Here is a 20,238-nt window from a genome sequence, read left to right on the forward strand (position 1 = left end):
CCGGTGCGCGACACCCTCCTCATCGCCCTGTACGCCTTCGCCGGCGCCGCCCTGACCGGTCTCGCCGGGGCCGCCGTGCTGCGCGGCATCCGCCGCCGCTCGCTCACCGCGTCGCTCGCCGTCGTCACGGCGGTCGGGGTGGTCGCGATGCTCGCCGGGACGCTGGCCGTGGCGTGGGCGATGTTCCTGTCCCCGCACGACCTGAAGGTCGTCACCACGGTGGTCGCCATGGCCGCCGCGGTGTCCCTGGCCACCGCGCTGCTGCTGGGCCGCTGGGTGGTGGCCCGCAGCCGTGAACTCACCGTCGCCGCCCGCTCGTTCGGCGACGGCGGCGCCTTCGCCCCGCCCGTGCAGCCCGGCACCGCCGAACTGGACGCGCTCAGCCGGGAACTGGCCGCCACCAGTGCCCGGCTCGCCGAATCCCGGGAGCGGGAACGGGCGTTGGAGACGTCCCGGCGGGAACTGGTCGCCTGGATCTCGCACGACCTGCGCACCCCGCTGGCCGGACTGCGCGCCATGTCGGAGGCGCTGGAGGACGGCGTCGCCGCCGACCCCGACCGCTACCTCAAGCAGATCCGCACCGAGGTCGAACGGCTCAACGACATGGTCGGCGACCTCTTCGAGCTGTCCCGCATCCACGCGGGCACCCTCCCGCTGAGCCCGTCCCGGATCTCCCTGTACGACCTGGTCGGCGACGCCCTCGCGGGGGCCGACCCGCTCGCCCGGGAGCACGGCGTCCGGCTGGTCGGCGCCCACGTGGAACCGGTCCCGGTGGAGGTCGACGGCCGGGAGATGAGCCGGGTGCTGGGGAACCTGCTGGTCAACGCGATCCGCCGGACGCCCGCCGACGGCACGGTCGCGGTGGCCGCCGAACGCTCCCCGGACGGCGTGGTGCTGTCGGTGACCGACGGCTGCGGCGGCATCCCGCCCGAGGACCTGCCGCGCGTCTTCGACACCGGCTGGCGCGGCAGCGACGCCCGCACCCCGCCCGCCGGGGCGGGCCTGGGCCTGGCGATCGTCCGCGGCATCGTCGAGGCCCACCGGGGCCGGGCCGGCGTGCGCAACGTCCCCGGCGGCTGCCGCTTCGAGGTGACCCTGCCGGTGGCGCCGTAGGGGAGCGGGCGGGGTTCAGGGGGAGGGCACGGCGGGCTGCGCGTGGCGGAAGAGCGTGAGCAGGACCAGCAGCACCGTGAGCAGCCCGAGGAAACGGGCCGCGCGCCGGACCCTGGCCGCCGGGTCGAGCTGCCGCCAGGCGGGACCGGCCGCGGGCTCCTCGGGACACCACACCTCGCCGACGGTGTCGTCCACGCCCGCGCCGGACGCCCGCTCACGGGCCGACGGCTCGCGCGGTGCCGAGCGGCGTATGGCCTCCTCGCTGTCGCGGAGGAACTTCCCCCACTCCGCCTCCGGTACGACCGGCTCCCTCGCGGTCACTGCCCTCGTCCTCCCGTCCGCAACGGCGTCGTCGATGTCTGCCTGTCAGGACGACGGGGGGCGGGAACGCGTTCCCGCCCCCGGTCAGAAGGTCACAGAGTCACCGGACTGCCGCCGAAGGTGACCACGAGGTGGCCGTCCGATGTGAACGACCAGCCGAGGGCGCCCGCGTAGGAGGAGCAGCGGGAGCCGTTCGTGCCGGTCCAGAACTGGTTGGTCGCGTCGGCGTCGCCGACGGTCTTGTCGTGGGAGCCGCTGACGGCGAAGCGGCAGGAGGTGTTGGAGCGGAAGACCGACGTTCCGGCGTCCCAGGAGAAGTTGCGCTGGGCGTTGTCGACACCGACGTTGCTCGTCACGGTCATCGCGCCCGGGTTGCTGTTGTAGGTGAACCCGTGCTTGCCGTTGCGGTAGGCGAGGCTGTGCCGGACCACGTGGTCGACCGCGATGCCGTCGCCGCCGAGCTTGTAGCCGTTGCGGTCGCCGTTGGCGTTCACGGTGCCGTCGGAGAGCGTGCCGTTGTTGTACGACAGCGAGTACTCGACGGTCACCGGGCCGATCGCGCCCGTGTCGGTCTTGGTGTAGAGGTCCCAGCCGTCGTCGATGTTGTGGTGCGAGACGGCGTAGCGGAAGACGTTCCCGGTGCCGGTGGTGAGCTTGGCCGCGAAGCCGTCGGCGTCCTCGCCGTCGGAGTCGGCGTTGTCGTGCGACTCCGCGCTCAGGACGAGGTTGTCGGACGGCCACTGACTGCTGGGCGTGGTCGAGGCGATGCGCCCGAGCTGCAGGCCGGTGTCGCGGTTGTAGCGGGTCACGGTCCGCTCGATCACGTTGTGGCTGCCGCCGACGTAGATGCCGTTGTCCCCGGCGCGCTGGACGACGAGGCCGAGGACGCGCCAGTACGACGCGTTGAGCTGCAGGCCGCGGCTGGACGGACTCTCCGTCTGCGCCGAGAAGTCGAGGACCGGTGTCTCACCCGGGTACGCCGACAGCGTGGTCCGCGCCGAGGAGGTGCCGCTGCTGCTCTCCGGGACGGTGATCGTGGACGCGTAGGAGTAGGTCCCGCCGCGCAGGTAGATCGTGCCGCCCGGGGCGATCCGGCTGATCGCCGACGGCAGCGTGGTGGGCGCCGCCTGGGTGCCCGCCGCGCCGTCCGTGCCGCCCGGCGCCACGTACAGCGCGCCGCTCGTCGGCGGGGTGGTGGTGCCGCTGGTCTCGACGTCCAGGTAGTCGACGTTCGGCAGGCCGCCGGAGGTGGTCGGGTTCAGGCGGACGGTGTTGACGCCCGCGTTCAGCGGCACGGTGAGGGTCTTGGTGGCCCAGGCCGACCACGCCCCGGTCCCCTCGAACGACGGTGTCTGCACCGTCGTGCCGTTGACGACCACTGCGGCCGGGCGGGCCGTCGTCGAGCCGTTGGCGAAGCGCACCGCGAGCGTGCCCGTGCCGGTGCTCGCCGCGGTGACCGTGAACTGTGCGGACCCGCTGGTGGAGTTGGTGCCGTTGCAGAAGCCGGAGCCGGAGTAGCCGGCCCAGTCCGAGTCGATGGTGCCGTTGCAGACCGCGGGGGAGTTCTCGGCCTCGTAGCGCTGGGACGCGGCCTGCGCGGAGGGGCCGGACAGGGCGACGAGTGCGCCGGCCAGGAGGCCGACGGACGCGATGACTGGTCGCAGGTGCATCGTTCGTCTCCAGAGGTGGTGAGTACGGCTGGGTGGGGTGGTGCCGTGGGGTGGTGCCGTGTGGTGGTGCCGTGCCGGGGTGCGACCGCGGGGGTTGCGGGGTGCGGGTTGCAGGTCGCGGGTCAGTCACGGGCCCCCGGGGCGGTGCGTTCGGGTGCGTGAACGCGGGGCGGGCCGCGTTCTGGAGCTGCGCTGAAGCGGGTGCGTGACTTCGCTGTGAAAGCGCTTTCTCCGGACCGTAGAGCTGCTGCTCTGAACGCGTCAAGAGACATGTACGTGATGGATGTTCATGACCATGAACAATTGGGTCGCATGGCCGCCCGCCCCCGAACCTCACGTCCAGGTTACGGAACTCTCAATCCCCGGTGGCCGCGAGATGAGGGGGTGACGATGGGGTCATGACCCCGGCCCAGCGCGCCCTCGCCCAGCTCGAAGCCTGGCCCGACCTCACCGAGGGTCCGGCCGCCTGCGGGACAGGACGGGCGCTGCGCACCCCGCGCGCGGAGATCGTCCACTTCCACACCGACCACGAGGTGGACCTGCACCTCACCGGCGGTGCCATCCGGCGCATCGCCGCCGACCTGCGCGCCTCGACGGCGATCCGTCTGCTGCCCGGCTCCCGCTGGGTGACCGTACGGCTCGACTGCGAGGCCGACCAGCACCTGCTGATGAGCCTGGTCAGCATGGCCCTGAAGGCCCACCAGGGCCCCCCGGCCCAGCCGCTCGGCGCGGTCCCCGGACAGGCCACCGCCGAGCGGTCCGCCCAGGACCGGCCCGCCCCGCTGCCCACGCCGGAGTGCAACCTGCGGCGCGTCATGCTGGTGCCGCGGGACGCGCCGCTGGGCTGAGGCGGCGTCGGCGGGGCGCGCACGCGGCACCGGTTGTCCCGGGCCCCCCGAACACCCTCGCCCCAGGTGCGGCCGCACCCCGTGCGTCTCCTAGGGTGCGCTCATGACCACCTCGCAGGCGTACCTCTCCGAACTGTTCTCGCTCGACGGCCGGGTCGCCCTGGTGACCGGGGGCAGCTCCGGCATCGGGCGGGGCGTCGCGGAGGCGCTGGCGCGGGCCGGGGCGCGGGTCGTGATCGTGGCCCGCAGGGAGGCCGAACTGGCGAAGACCGTCGCCGAGTTGGAGGCCCTGGGCGCACGCGCGGCCTGGGTGAGCGCCGACCTGGGCACGCGGGCCGGGGTGCGCGCGGCGGCCGAGGAGGCGGTCGGCGCCTTCGGGGAACCCGACATCCTCGTCAACAGCGCCGGGGTCAACCTCCGCCCCCCGATGGGCGAGGTGGGCGACGACGTCTGGGACACCACCCTGGCCGTCAACCTGGAGGCGCCCTTCCTGCTCGGCGAGCGGTTCGGCCCCGGCATGGCCGAGCGGGGCTTCGGGCGGATCATCCACATCAGCTCCCAGCAGGCCCACCGCGCCTTCGTGCAGAGCGGTGTCTACGGCGTCTCCAAGGGCGGGCTCGAGTCGCTGGCCCGCTCCCAGGCCGAGGCGTGGTCGCCGTACGGCGTCACCAGCAACACCCTCGTGCCCGGGTTCGTGATGACGCCGCTCAACGCCCGCCTGTCGGCCGACCCCGAGAGGGTCGCCGCCCTCGCCGCCCGCACCATGGTCGGCCGCAACGGCCTCGCGGAGGACTTCGCCGGGGCGGCGGTGTTCCTGGCGAGCCGGGCCTCCGCCTACGTCACCGGGCAGTCCCTCTTCGTGGACGGCGGGCTCTCCGTCCACTGAGGCGGAGCCGCGCGCGAGCGAGCCCCGCTCAGCCCAGGCACACCACCAGCAGGCAGAGACGGGCCGGCTGGCTCGGGGAGGTGGTCCCCGGTGCCTGGGGTGCCTGGGGTGCCGGATCGGCGGGAGCCGGGGCTTGGGGTGCCGGCGCCTGGGGCGCCGGCTCGGTCGTCGCCGGCTGGTCGGCCGGGCTCGTGCGAGGGGCCTCGCCGGTCATCGGCACGGTGGCGGCCGTCGTCGGCCCGGAGGCGGCCGAGCCGACCTGGCGCGGCCGGCCCGCGGAGTCCGGGCGGGCCGCGGCCGGGAGCGCCGTGGGGGCGCCTGCCGGAGTGCCCGCGGCCGGCGCCTGCGTACGGGGCAGGGTGCGGGCCGGGACCGAGGCCGTGGGTGCGGCGGGCGCCGGACCGCCGGCGCCCTCGTCCAGCACCTGTCCGCGTGCCGCGCCCATCGCCCGGTCGTCCGGCGCCGCTGCCGCCTGGGTGCGGTCGGGTGCGTGCCGGTCCAGGGAGGCGAGCGTCAGGCCACCGCCGACGAGCGCCACGGCCGTCGCGACCACGGCGCGCCGCTGGCTCTTCTTCCAGCGCACCCGCTGGCGGCGCCGCGCGGCACGGCCCTGCGGGGCGGACGGCGCGTCGCGGACGTCACCGGGCCGCGGGCCGGCGGCTCCCGCCACCGCCCCGGCACGGCAGGGGACACCGGCGAGGTCCGTGCGGTCGGCGCCGTTCGCCTGGTCTGCGTCGTTGACGTGGTCCGCGTCGCTCGTACGGTCCGCGTCGCTCGTACGGTCCGCGTGGTCCTCGTGCCAGGACGGGGGGAGGACGGACCCGCGCCCGCGCGTCACGTCGTCCCAGGCGCCCCGGGGACCGGATCCTCCCGCAGCCCCCACGCCACCCATGGCCCCCACGCCGCCCGCCGCGAACGGCCGGCGGCCCTCCGTGCCGGGCGGGGCGATGTCCGGGGCGTAGGCGCCGCACCCGGGGCACACCAGGGCGCCGTTGAGGTGCCGACGACACGCGGAGCAGTAGTCCATCTGCGGTCTTCCTGGTTCGACTGCGCCCTGGGCCCACCGGGTCCAGGGCCTGGTCCCGCTCGCACGGGGGGTCGAGCGGCCAGTCACGCTAACGGGGCTTTCGCAAGGCTGTGTGCAGCGTGTGTGGCGCTCCTGAGCGGATTCCGGGCGGCTCGCGTGGACCGGGCCGGGACCGCTGCGGACCGTCCCGCCCCGCGCACGCACCGTCGCCGCCCGGCCGCCGCCCGCTCCCGCGCCCGCTCCCCGCCACGGGTGAAACCCCCGCACCACGCGGGCCGGTCGACCGTGTCGTCGCGCCGCCGTCGGCATAGTGGCGGGCGTCCCCGCCTCCGACCGGCAGGAGAACCCCATGCTCGGCACCCGTTTCCGCACCGGCTCCCCCGTCTGGATCGACCTCGGCAGCCCGGACCCCGGCGCGGCGGCCGCGTTCTACTCCGCCGTCTTCGGGTGGACGTACGAGCCCGCCGGGCCGGAGGGCGGCGGGTACGGCGTCTTCCGCAAGGGCGACCGGACGGTCGGCGCCGTCGGCCGGCTGACCGAGCGGGGCGCGCGGTCGGCGTGGATGACGTACTTCCGCAGCGACGACGTCGAGGCGACCGCCCGGGAGGTGGTCGCGGCGGGCGGCACGGTCCGGGCCGAGCCGATGAGCATGGGCGACTCCTCGATGGCGCAGTTCACCGACCCGCAGGGCGCGCAGTTCGCCGTGCTGAAGTCGGATCAGGGCCTGGAGCGGGCGGCCGAGGACGACACGCTGCTGTGGGTCGAGCTGCACACCGAGGACCCGGAGGCCGCGATCCACTTCTACAGCGGGCTGTTCGGCTGGCGCTCGGAGGTCATGCAGGCGCCGGGGATGACGTACCGGGTGCTCAGCCTCGCGGAGGGCGACCGGCAGCAGACGGCGTTCGGCGGCGTGGCCGAGCACCGGGGCGAACCGGAGGGCGTGCGCTGGGTGCCGTACTTCGCCGTCGCCGACGCGGACGCCTCGGCCGACCTGGTGCGCCGCCACGGCGGAACGGTGGTGATGCCCGCCTCCGACGTGCCCGAGGTGGGCCGCATCGCCTGGCTCGCGGACCCCTCCCAGGCGGTCTTCGCGGTCCTCAGGCCCACCCCGCGCCAGGGCTGACACGGGCGGCCGGCCTCCGCCGCGCCCGCCGTTTCTCCCGGGGGGCGCCGGGAACCCGGCGGGCGTGGTGGCCTACGGAGCCGAGCAGCGGGTGCTGGTCCCCGCCCTGCGTGCCGGGTGGATGCGGCAGACGTTCGTCCACTGGGCGTACCCGCCCGAGACGGTGCAGGCCCTGCTGCCCCGCGGCCTCGTCGTGGACACCTACGAGGGCGTGGCCTGGGTGGGCTTCACCCCCTTCGTCATGACGGACGTGCGGCCCGCCGCGGTGCCGTCCTCGGCGCCCGGGCTGCCGTCCTTCGCGGAGACCAACCTGCGGACCTACGTGCGGCGGCGCACGGACGGGCCGGACGGGCCGGACGGGCTGTGGTTCCTGAGCCTGGAGGTGGCCTGCCCGCTGATGCTGGGCGCACGGGCCGTGGGCGCCCCGTACCACCCGGGGAGCCTGTCCGTCGCCAGGGCCGGGGACGCCCTCGCGTACGAGGGCAGGCGCTGGGGCGGCGGCGCCTCCTACCGGCTGGTCGTACGGCCCGGCGACCCGATCCGGCCCGCCGAGCGGGACGTGTGGCTCACCTCCCGCTGGCGCGCGTACACCCGCCGGCTCGGCCTGCTGTGGGAGACCCCCGTGGAGCACGAGCCCTGGCCGCTCGCCGAGGCGTCCGTCGAGGCGCTGGAGGAGACCCTGACCGGGGCGGCGGGGCTGCCCGCGCCCGCCTCGGCACCGCTGGTGCACTTCTCGGAGGGGGTGCGGCATGTACGGTTCGGCCCGTCCCGGCCCGTCGGCCCGGCAGCGGGCCCGAGGTGAGCGCGGACGCCGGCGCCTGCGGTTCGACGGCTGGATCGCGGGGCTCGGCTTCTCCGGCGGCACCCGGGTCGTGCTGGGGCACTGGCCCCTCTCGCCGCTCGGACCGTTCAGCGACGTGATGGTCGAACGGCCCGACGGGGAACGGCTGCTGCTCGCACCCTCGCGCCGGGTCGCCGACTTCGTCGCGGCCACGTACGTCTTCGACACCGTGCGGATCGTGCCCGTCGAGGTCGAGGTCGAGGTCGAGCCCGAGGTCGAGGCCGGGGCCGGGGCCGGGACGGGCGCGGGCGAACGGGTCTGGTCGGCCGCGGCCGGGCCCCTCGCCCTGCGCTTCGCGGTGGGCCGGCGGGGCGGCCTGGGCCTGCTGCTGCGGGCGGTACCGGCGTCGCTCGCGACACGTCCGGCGTGGTGCGCCCTGACCGACGGACCGGCCCGGCTGCTGCCGGGCGGGGTGCGCACCCGCGGCAGCGCGGGCGGGGGACGCCGGGAGTGGTACGGGGTACGGGACCTGCACGCGATCGCCACCGCGTCGGCGTCGTACGAGGACCAGGACCTCGGCACCCTCACCCCCGTGACCCCACCGGTCCGCTTCGGCTTCGGCTCGGTCCCCCGCCGCCCGGGCCTGGCCCGGGTGGTGACCACGGTGGAGCTGGGGGAGTGACGCGTGGGCGGGCGGGGCGTCGATCACCAAGCCCCGATTCGGGCCTCTGGCCAGCCCGGCCTCAGCCCCGGCCCTGGCCTCGACCCCGGCTCGGCCCCCGGCCCCGGCCTCGGCCAGCCCGGCTCGGCCCCCGGTCCTGGCCTCAGCTCCGGCCAGGCCCCAGGGGCCAGGCCCCGGCCTCAGCGCCGGACCGCCTCAACCGGGGCCCCGGCCTCAGTTCCGGCCCTCGCACCCACCCCCAAGCCGGCGCAGCGCCCGCCCCCCGCTCAGCGCAGCGCCCCGCCCCCGGTCAGGTCACGGCAGCACCCCCGTATCCGTGACCAGGTCCACCACCCCCGCCGGACCGCCCCGGGTCAGCGCCTCGCGCTGCCGGTCCGCGCCGGTGCCCTCCTGGAACAGGCGGTGCACCAGGGACGTCACCTCGCGGGTGTCGCCGGCCGCCTCCAGCGCCGGTTCCACGTGCTCCAGCAGCCGGGACACCGCGTCCCCCGCCCGGCAGCGCCGCCCCTCCGGGTCGACCAGCTCCGCGCCGAGGCCGTGCCGGGCCGCCTGCCACATGGCCACCTGCAGCAGCTCCGGCGGGGCGTCCGGCGCCGGCCGCCCGGCCGCTGCCTCCCGCTCCGCCGTCTCCACCAGGGCGCGCACCAGCCCGGCGAACATCACCGCGTCCTCGGTGCGCAGCTGTACGTCCATGCAGCGCACCTCGACGGTGGGGCAGCGCTCGGACAGCCGGGCCTGCCAGTAGAGCTGCCCGGTGTCGGCGATCACGCCGGTCTCCAGCAGCCGGCCGATGCGCCGGTCGTAGTCGGTGTCGTCGGTGAAGGCCGGCGGGATGCCGCTGACCGGCCAGCGGTCGAAGACGACCGTGCGCCAGCTCGCGAACCCGGTGTCGTGCCCCTCCCACAGGGGCGAGTTCGCCGCCATGGCGGTCAGCACCGGCAGCCAGACGCGGATCCGGTTCAGCACCTGCACGCCGACGTGCCGGCCGGGCACCGCCACGTGCACGTGCATGCCGTTGACGAGCTGCTCGGCGACCAGTTGCGGCGCCTGCCGTTCCAGCGCCCGGTAGCGGGGCAGCTCGGTGACGGTGACCGGCGCCCCCTTCGGCAGGGGCGGGGTGCCGCTCGCCACCACGCGGCAGCCGTGCGCCGCCGCGGCCTGGGCGACCGCGTGCCGCAGCCGCAGCAGGTGGCCGCCGACCTCCTCCAGCGCGCCGCAGATCGGGGTGACCACCTCCACCTGTGCCTGCAGCAGCTCGGCCTGGATCTCCTGCGGCGCGACGAAGGGCTCCAGGCCGGCCGCGGAGCGCACCTTCTCCGCGTGCGGGGCCAGGAGCCCGGTGGTCGCGTCCATCAGGAGGTACTCCTCTTCGACCCCCACGGTTCTCGTCATCATCGAAGGTCCTGTCCTCCTCGCGGATGCGGAGGACGAGTGCGGCATTCGGGGCGATCCCAAACGTCCCGGCCGTTCCCCGCCCCCGCCGGGCCGTACGAGGACAGCAGGCCCCCGCCCCCGCCGGCACCCGCTCCCCGCGCCGCCCCGACCGGCGCGGACTAGGATCGCGCTCATGGCGACGACCGTCAGTGACGTGGAACGGTTCGAGGCGTCCAGGGGGCGGCTGGAGGCCATCGCGTACCGGCTGCTCGGGTCCGCGAGCGAGGCCGAGGACGTCGTGCAGGAGACGTACCTGCGCTGGCAGGCGGCGGACCCCGGCCGCATCGAGGTCCCCGAGGCATGGCTGACCAAGGTCCTCACCAACCTGTGCCTGAACCAGCTCACCTCGGCCCGCGCCCGGCGCGAGACCTACGTCGGCGAGTGGCTCCCCGAGCCCCTCCTGGCCGGCGACCCGATGCTCGGCCCCGCCGACACCGTCGAACAGCGCGAGTCGGTGTCGTACGCGGTGCTGACCGTCCTGGAGCGGCTGTCGCCCAACGAGCGGGCGGTGTACGTGCTGCGGGAGGCGTTCGACTACCCGCACCGGGAGATCGCCGAGATCCTCGACCTCACCGAGGCCGCCAGCCAGCAGATCTTCCACCGCGCGAAGAAGCACGTGGCCGAGGGCCGGGCCCGCGCCGAGGTCGACGAGTCCGCGGCCCGGAAGATCGTCGACGAGTTCCTCGCGGCGGCGACCAGCGGCCGGACCGAGCCGCTGGTGCGGCTGCTCACCCAGGACGCGGTCGCGGTCGGCGACGGCGGCGGTGTCGTCCCGGCCCGCGCCAAGGCGTTCCGGGGCGCGCTCGCCGTGGCGACGTTCCTGCGCGGCCTGTTCAAGCCCGGCAAGGCCAAGCGCGCCCTGGTCGGCGGCTCGCCCGGCATGTACGCGACGACCGCCAACGGCGGCCCGGCCCTGGTCGCCGTGCTCGACGGCCGGGTCATCGGCGTCATGTGCATGGAGGTGACGCCGGACGGCATCGCCGCGTTCCGGAGCCAGGTCAACCCCGTCAAGCTCGAGCGGGCGACCCGCGCCTGGACGGCCGAGGACCACGGGGAGCCCCTGCTCACGGCGTTCTGAGGCCGGCGGAGCGCCGGCCTACGATGATGTGACCTGCTTCACACCGGCTCGCTGTCAGGAATCGGCGCGCCGTCCGGTTCAAGGGGGGAACCGCCACCACGGACCAGACAGGAGCACCGACATGCAGCACCGCATCGTCGTCCTCGGAGCCGGATACGCCGGAGCCATCGCCGCCGGGCGGCTCGCCAAGCGCCTGCGCCGCGAAGACGTCTCCGTCACCCTCGTCAACGCCGAGCCCGACTTCGTCGAGCGGGTGCGGATGCACCAGCTCGCCACCGGCCACGACCTCCCGCCCCGGCCGCTCGCCGAGATGTTCGAGGGCACCGGTGTCGACATCAGGGTCGCCCGGGTCACCGCGGTGGACGCCGACCGCAAGACCGTCACCGTCACCACCGCCGACGGCCCCGGCGAACTGCCGTACGACACCCTCGTCTACGCCCTCGGCAGCCACTGGGACGACCAGGGCGTCCCCGGCGCCGCCGAGCACGCCTACGAGCTGGCCGGCCGCGCCGGAGCGCTGCGGCTGCGCGACCGCCTGGCCGCGCTGGAGGCCGGGCGGCCCGTCGTGGTCGTGGGCGGCGGCCTGACCGGCCTGGAGACCGTGACGGAGATCGCCGAGGCGCGCCCGGACCTCGACGTCGCCCTCGTGACCAGTACCGGTCTCGGCGACTGGCTGTCCGAGAAGGGCCGCCGGCACCTGAAGGACGTCCTCGGCCGGCTGGGCGTCACGGTGCACGAGAACGCCGCCGTCGTCGCCGTCGAGGCCGACCTCGTCCTCACCGACGACGGCACGGTCCTGCCGTCCGCCGCGACCGTGTGCACCACCGGCTTCACCGTCCACCCGATCGCGCGGGCCACCACCCTGGAGGTCACCGACACCGGCCGGATCGTGGTCGACGGGACGATGCGCTCGGTCTCCCACCCGGACGTCTACGCCGTCGGCGACGCGGCCCACGCGATGGGCCCCGGCGACAAGCCGCTGCGCATGTCGTGCGCCTCGGCCACCCCCACCGCCTGGCAGGCCGCCGACGCCATCGCGGCCCGTCTGACCGGCGGCAAGCAGAAGGACGCCCCGCTGCGCTACTTCAACCAGTGCGTCTCGCTGGGCCGCAAGGACGGCCTCATCCAGTACGTCACCGCCGACGACCGCGCCGTCCCGCGCGCCCTGACGGGACGCGTCGCGGCCGTCTACAAGGAGCTGATCTGCAAGGGCGCGGCCTGGAGCGTCTCCCACCCGACCCTCGGCATGCCGACCCGGCGCCGCCCCGTCGTGGAACAGCCGTCGTCCGACGCCGTCCCGGCCGGGGCCGCGGCGTGAGCCGTGGCACGGAAGCCACCGCCTGAGCCGTGGAACGACGGAGCCCCGGCACCCTCAGGGTGCCGGGGCTCCACGCCGGAGGGACTACCAGCCCCAGCCCTCGGCGGACGCCTCGCCGGCCGGCGCGGCGGCCGGGGTGGCCGCGGCGTCGTGGCAGGTGAAGCCGAGCCGGGTCAGCGCCCGCTGCATCTCGGCGGCGGTGAAGTCGCGCCGGTCCTGCCGGGTGACGACCTCGCCGACCTGCTTGACGGGGTAGACCTGGCTCCCGACGGTCACGCACGTGCCGACGGCCGGCTCGGGCGTGACGTCCCGCATCGAGTGCTCGACCTCGCTCTTGGTCAGGTCGAAGGGGAACCGGGCGATGACACAGCGCATGACGCCTCCACGGGAGTACGGGAAGGAAGGACCCCGGCCGGGACCGGGGCCGCGAGAGGGAGCTGGAGCAGCAGGGGGCGGGTCAGCGGTCGTCCCGCGGCGCGGAACGCCGGGGACGCGACGCGCCCCGTCGGCCGCGGCTGCGCCCGCTTCCCGATCCGGTGCCCGTCCCCGCACGCCGCTGACCGGCCGGCGGGGCCGCCGGGGCCGGGACGGGGACGGTGACGGGCACGCCGGACGGGGTCCGCGCGCCGGTGATGCGGCCGAGTTCCGCCTCGCCGGGCCGCACCCGGGCGCTGCTGGGCGTGATGCCGGCGTCGGCCATCAGCCGGTCCATCGCGCGCCGCTGGTGCGGCAGCACGAGGGTGACGACGGTGCCGGACTCGCCGGCCCGCGCCGTACGGCCGCCGCGGTGCAGGTAGTCCTTGTGGTCGCCGGGCGGGTCGACGTTCAGGACCAGGTCGAGGCCCTCGACGTGGATGCCGCGGGCGGCGACGTTGGTCGCGACCAGCGCCGTGACCTGGCCGTCCTTGAACTGGGCGAGCGTGCGGTTGCGCTGCGGCTGGGACTTGCCGCCGTGCAGCGCCGAGGCGCGCACGCCCACGGACAGCAGGTGCTTGGCCATCTTGTCCACCGCGTGCTTGGTGTCCAGGAACATGATCACGCGGCCCTCGCGGGCGGCGATCTCGGTGGCCGTGGCGTGCTTGTCCGTGTCGTGCACGTGGAGCAGGTGGTGCTCCATGGTGGTGACGCTGCCGGCGGAGGAGTCCACCGAGTGCACGACCGGGTCGTGCAGGTAGCGGCGCACCAGCAGGTCGATGTTCCGGTCGAGGGTGGCCGAGAACAGCAGCCGCTGCCCGCCCGGCGCGACCTGGTCGAGCAGCGCGGTCACCTGCGGCATGAAGCCCATGTCGGCCATCTGGTCGGCCTCGTCCAGCACAGTGGTGCCGACCTGGTCGAGCCGGCAGTCGCCGCGCTCGATGAGGTCCTTGAGGCGGCCGGGCGTGGCGACGACGACCTCGGCGCCGGTGCGCAGGGCACCCGCCTGGCGGCCGATCGACATGCCGCCCACCACGGTGGTGAGCCGCAGCCGCAGCGCGCGGGCGTACGGGGTGAGCGCGTCGGTGACCTGCTGGGCGAGCTCGCGGGTGGGGACGAGGACGAGCGCGAGCGGCTGGCGGGGCTGGGCCCGCTGTCCGTCGAGGCGGGCCAGGACGGGCAGCCCGAAGGCGAGCGTCTTGCCGGAGCCGGTGCGGCCACGGCCGAGGACGTCCCGGCCGGCCAGCGCGTTCGGCAGGGTGGCCGCCTGGATGGGGAACGGCACGCTGACGCCCTCGGCGTCCAGCGCGGTGAGCAGCCGTGCGGGCATGTCGAGTTCGGCGAACGCCTCGACGGGCGGCAGCGGCGGGGTGATGGTCTCCGGCAGGGCGAATTCCTGCGGCCGCTGGGCCGGGCCCGAGCCGCGGCCCCGGTCGCCCTGGCCCTTGCGCCCGTTGGGGCGTCCGGTGCCGGCGGTGGGACGGGAACCGCGGTGCTGCGAGTCCTGTGAGCGGAAACGATTGCCACGCGCGGGGCGGGCGCGGTTCATGGGGGAACCTTCCTCGATGCGGCACGTATCGAGGGAATTCCTCCGGGGGCGTGGTGACGCGACGCTCGACCGCACGAGGATTCACAAGAATGAGCCGAAAGAAAATCCGGGAATGAGCGGGGGCCCGCACCCCGAGAGCGCGGGCCCCAGCCACATGTGATGTCGCGGGCCGGTGGCCCGCGTTACGCGTCAGCGTCAGGCAGGAACGATGTTCTCGGCCTGCGGGCCCTTCTGGCCCTGCGTGACGTCGAAGGTAACCTTCTGGCCTTCCTGAAGCTCACGGAAGCCGGACGTGGCGATGTTCGAGTAGTGGGCGAACACGTCAGCGCCGCCACCGTCCTGCTCGATGAAGCCGAAGCCCTTTTCCGAGTTGAACCACTTCACGGTGCCAGATGCCATGTTGAATCTCCCTTGGGGGGCAGTACCGGACTCCGCACTTTACGGAATCCGCGTCGCCGCGATGATCACCCCTCCGGAAGAATCCGGAAAGCACTGCAAAGACTTGAATCTCTGGCAACCAAAACTGCAACAGTTATCACGCTAACACAGGTCACCGGCAGGCGGCCATGCGTTTCCTCCGCGCCCGGATATTCTGATCCCCTCGCACACCGCAAATCTGTATCGGCCGCATCAGATATTCGCCCCGTCCGACGCCACCCTCCGGGCCCCCGCTTCCCGGCCTGGCCGCCCCGGCGGGCCGTTTCCCCGGCCGGACGCCGCACAACTGGCGGCGGAGACGGCGTCGGTAGTGGGCCGGCGAGCCGTGCGGTGGGCTGCGCCACACGCGGCCATCTGCACGCGTCACTGCAGATTTTCTTCCGCGCCCACGCCACTCCCGTGCCACTCCCCGCGCTACTCCCGGCCCCTCGGCCGTTCGGGTCTCTACGATGACCGCTCACGGGACCGGTCCCGCGCGGGACGCGACGCGGCTGGGGCGAGACACCCCCTGAGGCGGAAGAGGTGGAGCGAGGGTGACGGACGACCGGGAGCCCGGCCGGCGCGACCGGCGGCAGCGTCCCCGGCGCCGGGCCCAGGGCGAGCTGGAGGGGCTGGTCCTGGCGGCGCTGCGGGAGGCCGACGGCCCGGCGACGGCGGGCTGGGTGCAGGAACGCCTCGGCGGTGACCTCGCCTACACCACCGTGATCACCATCCTCACGCGGCTGCTGGCCAAGGGCGCGGTGACCCGGGAGCGGGCGGGCCGGTCCTTCGCCTGGACGCCGGTGTCCGACCAGGCGGGCCTCGCCGCGCACAAGATGCGCAAGCTGCTGGACGGCGAGAGCGACCGGGAGGCGGTTCTCGCCAGCTTCGTCACCTCCCTGGACGCCGGCGACGAACGCCTCCTGCGGGAACTGCTGGAGCGCGCGAGGCCCGAGGGGCGAGAGGGGCCAGTGGGGCCCGAGGGGGAGGACTGAGGCGGCGTGGGCGTGTTCGTCTTCCTCCCGCTGGTCCTGCCGCTGACGGCGTGGCCGGTCGCCCGGCTCGCCGCGCAGCACCTGCACCCCCGCACGGCCACCCGGCTGCTCACCGCGCTGGCGGCCGTCATGGCGACGTGCAGCACGGTGTGCCTCGCGCTGCTCATGGTGGTGGGCACCGCCCAACTGCCCGGCAACCCGCTGCCCGACGGCTGGTCCGACCCCGAGGTCCGCGCGGCGGTGCCGTACGACGAGGTGGCCGGCCGGGCGGCCGTGCCCGCGCTGCTGGTCGTGCTCGCCGCGTGCGCGGTGACCCTCCGGCGCCACCGGCGGGTGCGCCGCCGGGGCCACGCGGCTCTGGCCGGCCTGCCGGGCACCGAGGTCGCCGTGCTGCCCGACTCCGAGCCCTACGCGTACGCGCTGCCGGGCGGGCCGCGCGGCCGGATCGTCGTGACGACGGCCCTGCTCACGCACCTCGGACCGGCCGAGCGCCGCGCGCTGTTCGCCCATGAGCGCGCGCACCTGACGGCCCGTCACCACCGGTACCTGCTCACCGTGCGGCTGGCCGCACGCGCCAACCCGTTCCTGCGCCCCCTGCGGGCCGCGGTGGCCTACACGACGGAGCGCTGGGCGGACGAGGCGGCGGCCGAGGCGGTCGGCAGCCGCCGTGCCGTGGCCCGCGCGATCGGCAGGGCGGCGCTGGTCTCCCGGGGCACGCCCGGGCCGACGCTCGCGGGCCTGGCCGCACCGGGTCCGGTGCCGCGCCGGGTCGCCGCGCTCCTCGCCCCGGCCCCGGTGACGCGGGCCTGGCCGTCGGCGTTCACGGCCGTGGGCCTCGCGGCCTGGACGGCGGCCGCGGGGACGGCCGTGTCGGCCATGTCGTCCGCGAACTCCGCCGTCACCCTGGCACTCGTCCTGCGGGCGGCGACACCCCTGTAGGCCCCGGGGCGGGGGCCGTGGACAGGGATGCCGCCGAACCGGTCAGAGGTCGAACTCGTGCGGCGGCAGGTCGAGCGTGAAGCACGCCTCGCGGACGACGGCCTGCTCGGTCTTGTCGAAGTCGCCGTCGGCGCCGCCGATGACGATGCCGATCTGGATGACGGCCCGCGCCTCGGCGGGCTTCTTCTTCGCCTTGGCGACCTCCTGCAACACGCTGACCTTGCCGAAGGCGAAGTCGGCGGTCAGCTTGTCGAGGTTCGCCTCGAAGCGGCGGCGCAGGTCGTCGGCGTCGAAGTTCTGCAACACCTCGTTGGTGGCGATCAGTTGGGCCACGCGCTGCCGCTCGGCCGGGTCGATCGTGCCGTCGGCGGCGGCGACCAGGGCGCACATCGCCATGCTCGCATCGCGGAAGGCGCCGCTCTTCAGGTCGTTCTTCTTCGCCACGAGCTGGGTCTGCATCGTCGACGCGGACTCCTTGATGCGGTCCCACAGGGCCATGAGAACTCCATGTGTGTGCGTTGTCATCAGATCTACAGCACCGTAGAAACTAGCGACGCGGCGGATAAGTTCCTGGCTCCGCGGGCGTACGACACCTCACCGCCGTCCCGCGCCGTCTCACCGCACCGGGAAACCGAACGAGTAGCCCTGGTCCGTGAGCCAGGGCAGCACCCGGCGCAGCGCCTCGACGGTCTGGGAGCGGTCGCCGCCCGCGTCGTGGAAGAGGACCGTCGGCCCGTTCGCCACCTCCCGCTGCACGGTGGCGACGATGGCGTCCGTGCCCGGCCGCTCGAAGTCCTTGGTGTCGACGTTCCAGCCCAGCGGTCGCATGCCCCGCGAGGCGGCGAGCGTACGGCTGTACGGCGTGAACGCGCCGCCGGGCGCCCGGTAGTACATCGGCCGGACACCCCCGGACGCCTCGGTGATCATGCGCTCGGCGTCGAGGACCTGCTGCTTTTGGTACGCCTCGGACTGCTTGTCCATGCTGGTGTCGTGCGACACCGAGTGGTCGCACAGCCGGTGCCCCTCGGCGACGACCCGCTTCACCAGGTCGGGGTGGGCCTGCGCCTGCGCGCCCACCATGCAGAAGGTGGCCTTCACGCCGTACTCCCGCAGCACGTCGAGCACTTGGGGGGTCCAGCGCGGGTCGGGCCCGTCGTCGATGGTGATGTTGACACCCCGCGGGCCCCGGTCGGAGGCGTGCGCGATGCTCACGTCCACGGCCTTGACCTCACTGACCGGCGTGGCGGACGCGGCGGCCGTCGACGGACCGCCCCCCGCGGCACCGGCCTGCGCCGCCCACACCGACGCCCCGGCGGCGACCAGCGTCACCCCGAGCGCCGCACCGACGACCTTGCCGTACCAGCCCCGCCTGCCCCCGTGCCGCGCCATCCCCGCCCCGCCTTCCCGCAGTTGCCCCGTCTGTTCGAACGACCACACGGCAGGACGACAACGGAGCCCGCGAGGATCCGCCCGTTACGGACTACGGACAATTCCGGGGAACTGCGGGAACAACTCGACGGGCGCCGACCCGCCTCACACGCAGCACCGGCAGTACAGGTGGGCCCCCGCCGCGCGCGCCCGGCCGGCCAGGCGTACGAAGGTGACCACCGTGTCCTCGGCGTCGCGCGGATCGGCGAAGTGCAGCTCCTCGATCCCGCCCCACCGGGCCGCCACGCCGGGTACCGCGTCCTCGGGAAGCGCGGCGAGCACGTCCCGCCAACGGTCGGGGAGCTGCTGGAGTATCAGCCCGGTGTCCCACGCGGAGCCGGGCCCGTCGGGCCCGCCCGGCGGGTACGGCACGTCGGGCCAGACCAGCTCGGGCCCGTCCGCCGGACCGCCGTCGACCGAGGAGCCCTGCACGGCGGCCCTCGTCGCGGAGGCCCCCTCCGCGAAGCCGACCAGTTGCGCGAGCACCACGTCCGGGTCGATCCCCTTGGCGTCGATCCAGTCCGCGCCCGCGTCCTCCAGCGACGTCCCGCTCAGCCAGTCGCCGCCCGGACCGATGGCCAGCTCCACCGCCGTCGCACCGTCGGCCGCGTGGAAGTAGTCGCACAGCACGCCCATGTCGCTCCCCCGATCCCCCCGGTCAAGCCCTGGGAAAAGTAGAGCAGACGGCACTGACAACGCCCCGCGGTCAGCCGCCCTCGCGCTTGATCCACTCCCCGCCGCCCAGCGGGTAGTCGTAGCCCGGGCGGCCCGTGGCGGCGCTGGTGCGGAACGGCGTACCGGAGTTGTCGATGTGGACCGTCCCCCGGCGGTTCCCGCTGGACCAGTCAAGGGTGAGGTCCCAGCGCACGTCGTGGGCGTCGGTGCGGGCGGTCACGTAGAAGACCTCGGGATCGGACTCGCTGACCTTGTAGGGGAAGGGACGCTGGCCGTTCTTCACGCCGACCGTGGGACTGCCGGCGTCGAGGTCGATGTCGAACCTCTTGGTCCCCACGCCACCGCCGCAGCCGACGCCCATCGAGTAGTCGTTCCAGGCGAGCGGCGCGCCCTTGCTGAGCACCCGCACGTGCAGCGCCTCCAGGACAACGGTGTCCGCACCCGTGCCCTGCACGGTGAGCGCGATCTCCTGCTCCCCCGAGGACACCGCCCCGTACGCGGCCGCCCAGCGCACGGCGTCCTGCTCGCCCGCCGGCGGACCCACCTGCTCCGGTTCGCTGTCGACGAGGAAGTGCTGGCTGCACGGGCTGTCGTAGACGTACGGCCGGGTGCCGACGGTGAGCGGGACGGCACCGGTGCCGCGGTCGTCGCCGCGCGGGGCGGCCCCGCCGGCGTCCTCCGGCGCACGGGAGCGGGCCGCACCGGGGGAGGCGGACGGGGAAGGCTTCGGCCGCTTGGCGCTCGGAGACGGGGAGGCGGTCACCTTCCCGCCGTCCGGCGTCGCGGTGGTAGCGGGTGCGGTCGCCCCGGCCACCGCCTGGCGACCGCCCCCGTCGTCGTCCCCGCCGCCGACCAGCGGAGGAACGACGAGGACGGCGGCCCCGAGCACCACGACACCGGCGACGCAGGCGGCCGCCAGCACGGTGCGGCGCCGGCGGCGGGGCGGGGAGACGTCGCGCGCAACGTCGGAGACGACGGGACCGGTGGGGCCGGTGGGGCCGGCGGCGTGGTGGGCCGTGCCCGGGCTGACGGTCCCCCGCGTATCGGCGGCCGCCGATGCCGGGACGGCGCCCTGCCCGCCGAGGGGCGCATCACCGGTCCCGGCCGCCCCCTCCGATGCCGCAGCCACCGCCCCCTCGGCTGCCGGAGCCGCCTCCTCGTCCCCGGCGGCAGTGGCCGGCGCCGGGGCAGCCGGCTGCTCCCGCTCCCCCTTGTTCCCGCGCGCGGCGTCCGCCAGGATCCAGCGCCGGTGCAGCTCGACCAGTTCCTCCGGCGTCGCCCTGCAGACGCGGGCGAGGCGCTCCACGGGCGCGTAGTCGACGGGCACGGCGGTGCCGTTGCAGTAGCGGTGCAGCGTCGAGGTGCTCATGTGCATCCGCTTGGCGAGCGCTCCGTAACTCAGCCCCGAGCGGTCCTTCAGCTCGCGCAGCAACCGCGCGAACGCCTCCGTCGCCCCGGCCCCTGTTGCCCCCGGCACCGCGTTCCCCCGTCCCCTCGTGTCCCGGCACAGCGTTCCAGGACGTTGGTATTTCCCCAGCTC

At 74.9% G+C, this 20,238-nt stretch carries 21 protein-coding genes; 10 read left to right on the forward strand and 11 right to left on the reverse strand.

Annotated features, from left to right (window positions below):
* Positions 1–3 precede the first annotated feature (3 nt).
* Positions 4–1,113 carry a sensor histidine kinase gene (locus E4U92_RS02535; protein ID WP_137298569.1) on the forward strand — a complete coding sequence of 370 codons (1,110 nt, stop codon included), beginning with the start codon at positions 4–6 and terminating at the stop codon, positions 1,111–1,113.
* A 15-nt stretch (positions 1,114–1,128) separates the two neighbouring features.
* Here the strand turns inward: E4U92_RS02535 and E4U92_RS02540 are convergent, their stop codons facing one another.
* Together E4U92_RS02540 and E4U92_RS02545 are read right to left on the reverse strand one after the other, a co-directional pair.
* Positions 1,129–1,434 (reverse strand): hypothetical protein, encoded by a 306-nt coding sequence (locus E4U92_RS02540; protein WP_137298570.1) that lies wholly within the window; start codon positions 1,432–1,434, stop codon positions 1,129–1,131.
* 92 nt (positions 1,435–1,526) lie between these two features.
* Positions 1,527–3,104 (reverse strand): CBM35 domain-containing protein, encoded by a 1,578-nt coding sequence (locus E4U92_RS02545; protein ID WP_137298571.1) that lies wholly within the window; start codon positions 3,102–3,104, stop codon positions 1,527–1,529.
* 398 nt (positions 3,105–3,502) lie between these two features.
* On the opposite strand from E4U92_RS02545, the gene E4U92_RS02550 reads away from it, so the two are divergent.
* Positions 3,503–3,952: a luciferase domain-containing protein gene (locus E4U92_RS02550; protein WP_137298572.1), complete on the forward strand. Its 450-nt coding sequence runs from the start codon at positions 3,503–3,505 to the stop codon at positions 3,950–3,952.
* Positions 3,953–4,055: 103 nt separating this feature from the next.
* Positions 4,056–4,838, forward strand: a complete 783-nt coding sequence (locus E4U92_RS02555; protein ID WP_137298573.1) for an SDR family NAD(P)-dependent oxidoreductase — start codon at positions 4,056–4,058, stop codon at positions 4,836–4,838.
* Positions 4,839–4,866: 28 nt separating this feature from the next.
* Here the strand turns inward: E4U92_RS02555 and E4U92_RS02560 are convergent, their stop codons facing one another.
* Positions 4,867–5,865, reverse strand: coding sequence for an SCO2400 family protein (locus E4U92_RS02560; RefSeq protein WP_137298574.1), 999 nt, complete (start codon positions 5,863–5,865; stop codon positions 4,867–4,869).
* Positions 5,866–6,214: 349 nt separating this feature from the next.
* On the opposite strand from E4U92_RS02560, the gene E4U92_RS02565 reads away from it, so the two are divergent.
* From E4U92_RS02565 to E4U92_RS02575, 3 genes are all read left to right on the forward strand, one after another.
* The gene (locus E4U92_RS02565) at positions 6,215–6,988 is read left to right on the forward strand and encodes a VOC family protein (RefSeq protein ID WP_137298575.1); all 774 of its coding nucleotides are present in this window, start codon (positions 6,215–6,217) and stop codon (positions 6,986–6,988) included.
* Positions 6,989–7,052: 64 nt separating this feature from the next.
* A complete protein-coding gene (locus E4U92_RS02570; RefSeq protein WP_137298576.1) occupies positions 7,053–7,790 on the forward strand; it encodes a YqjF family protein in 738 nt (245 codons plus the stop codon).
* Positions 7,738–8,451: a hypothetical protein gene (locus E4U92_RS02575; RefSeq protein ID WP_229862778.1), complete on the forward strand. Its 714-nt coding sequence runs from the start codon at positions 7,738–7,740 to the stop codon at positions 8,449–8,451. Before E4U92_RS02570 ends, E4U92_RS02575 begins: the two co-directional genes overlap by 53 nt.
* Before the next feature lie 294 nt (positions 8,452–8,745).
* Here the strand turns inward: E4U92_RS02575 and E4U92_RS02580 are convergent, their stop codons facing one another.
* Positions 8,746–9,846, reverse strand: coding sequence for a carboxylate-amine ligase (locus tag E4U92_RS02580; protein ID WP_373311554.1), 1,101 nt, complete (start codon positions 9,844–9,846; stop codon positions 8,746–8,748).
* A 172-nt stretch (positions 9,847–10,018) separates the two neighbouring features.
* Here E4U92_RS02580 and sigJ point away from each other — a divergent pair, with 172 nt between their 5' ends.
* Both sigJ and E4U92_RS02590 read left to right on the forward strand, forming a co-directional pair.
* Positions 10,019–10,963, forward strand: a complete 945-nt coding sequence (gene sigJ / locus E4U92_RS02585) for an RNA polymerase sigma factor SigJ (protein ID WP_137298577.1) — start codon at positions 10,019–10,021, stop codon at positions 10,961–10,963.
* A gap of 121 nt (positions 10,964–11,084) precedes the next feature.
* On the forward strand, positions 11,085–12,281 hold the full coding sequence (locus E4U92_RS02590) for an NAD(P)/FAD-dependent oxidoreductase (protein WP_137298578.1): 1,197 nt from the start codon (positions 11,085–11,087) through the stop codon (positions 12,279–12,281).
* A gap of 84 nt (positions 12,282–12,365) precedes the next feature.
* On the opposite strand, the gene E4U92_RS02595 is transcribed toward E4U92_RS02590, so the two are convergent.
* The 3 genes from E4U92_RS02595 to E4U92_RS02605 form a co-directional block, all read right to left on the reverse strand.
* On the reverse strand, positions 12,366–12,656 hold the full coding sequence (locus tag E4U92_RS02595; RefSeq protein ID WP_137298579.1) for an SCO5918 family protein: 291 nt from the start codon (positions 12,654–12,656) through the stop codon (positions 12,366–12,368).
* Between the two features lie 82 nt (positions 12,657–12,738).
* The gene (locus tag E4U92_RS02600) at positions 12,739–14,244 is read right to left on the reverse strand and encodes a DEAD/DEAH box helicase (RefSeq protein ID WP_137298580.1); all 1,506 of its coding nucleotides are present in this window, start codon (positions 14,242–14,244) and stop codon (positions 12,739–12,741) included.
* Positions 14,245–14,439: 195 nt separating this feature from the next.
* Positions 14,440–14,643, reverse strand: a complete 204-nt coding sequence (locus E4U92_RS02605) for a cold-shock protein (protein ID WP_030379203.1) — start codon at positions 14,641–14,643, stop codon at positions 14,440–14,442.
* A 572-nt stretch (positions 14,644–15,215) separates the two neighbouring features.
* Between E4U92_RS02605 and E4U92_RS02610 the strand changes: the two genes are divergently transcribed.
* Positions 15,216–15,656, forward strand: coding sequence for a BlaI/MecI/CopY family transcriptional regulator (locus tag E4U92_RS02610; RefSeq protein ID WP_137298581.1), 441 nt, complete (start codon positions 15,216–15,218; stop codon positions 15,654–15,656).
* A 6-nt stretch (positions 15,657–15,662) separates the two neighbouring features.
* Positions 15,663–16,595, forward strand: coding sequence for a M56 family metallopeptidase (locus tag E4U92_RS02615; protein WP_137298582.1), 933 nt, complete (start codon positions 15,663–15,665; stop codon positions 16,593–16,595).
* 42 nt (positions 16,596–16,637) lie between these two features.
* Here E4U92_RS02615 and E4U92_RS02620 read toward each other — a convergent pair whose 3' ends face one another.
* The 4 genes from E4U92_RS02620 to E4U92_RS02635 form a co-directional block, all read right to left on the reverse strand.
* Positions 16,638–17,093 (reverse strand): tellurite resistance TerB family protein, encoded by a 456-nt coding sequence (locus tag E4U92_RS02620; RefSeq protein WP_067242240.1) that lies wholly within the window; start codon positions 17,091–17,093, stop codon positions 16,638–16,640.
* Positions 17,094–17,210: 117 nt separating this feature from the next.
* A complete protein-coding gene (locus tag E4U92_RS02625) occupies positions 17,211–17,984 on the reverse strand; it encodes a polysaccharide deacetylase family protein (RefSeq protein ID WP_137298583.1) in 774 nt (257 codons plus the stop codon).
* A 144-nt stretch (positions 17,985–18,128) separates the two neighbouring features.
* Positions 18,129–18,659: a hypothetical protein gene (locus tag E4U92_RS02630; protein WP_137298584.1), complete on the reverse strand. Its 531-nt coding sequence runs from the start codon at positions 18,657–18,659 to the stop codon at positions 18,129–18,131.
* Between the two features lie 70 nt (positions 18,660–18,729).
* Entirely contained in the window at positions 18,730–20,175 is a 1,446-nt protein-coding gene (locus E4U92_RS02635) for a helix-turn-helix domain-containing protein (RefSeq protein WP_137298585.1), read from the reverse strand.
* Positions 20,176–20,238 lie beyond the last annotated feature (63 nt).

Origin of the sequence: Streptomyces galbus (assembly GCF_005280195.1) — a bacterium.
Taxonomy (GTDB): domain Bacteria; phylum Actinomycetota; class Actinomycetes; order Streptomycetales; family Streptomycetaceae; genus Streptomyces; species Streptomyces galbus.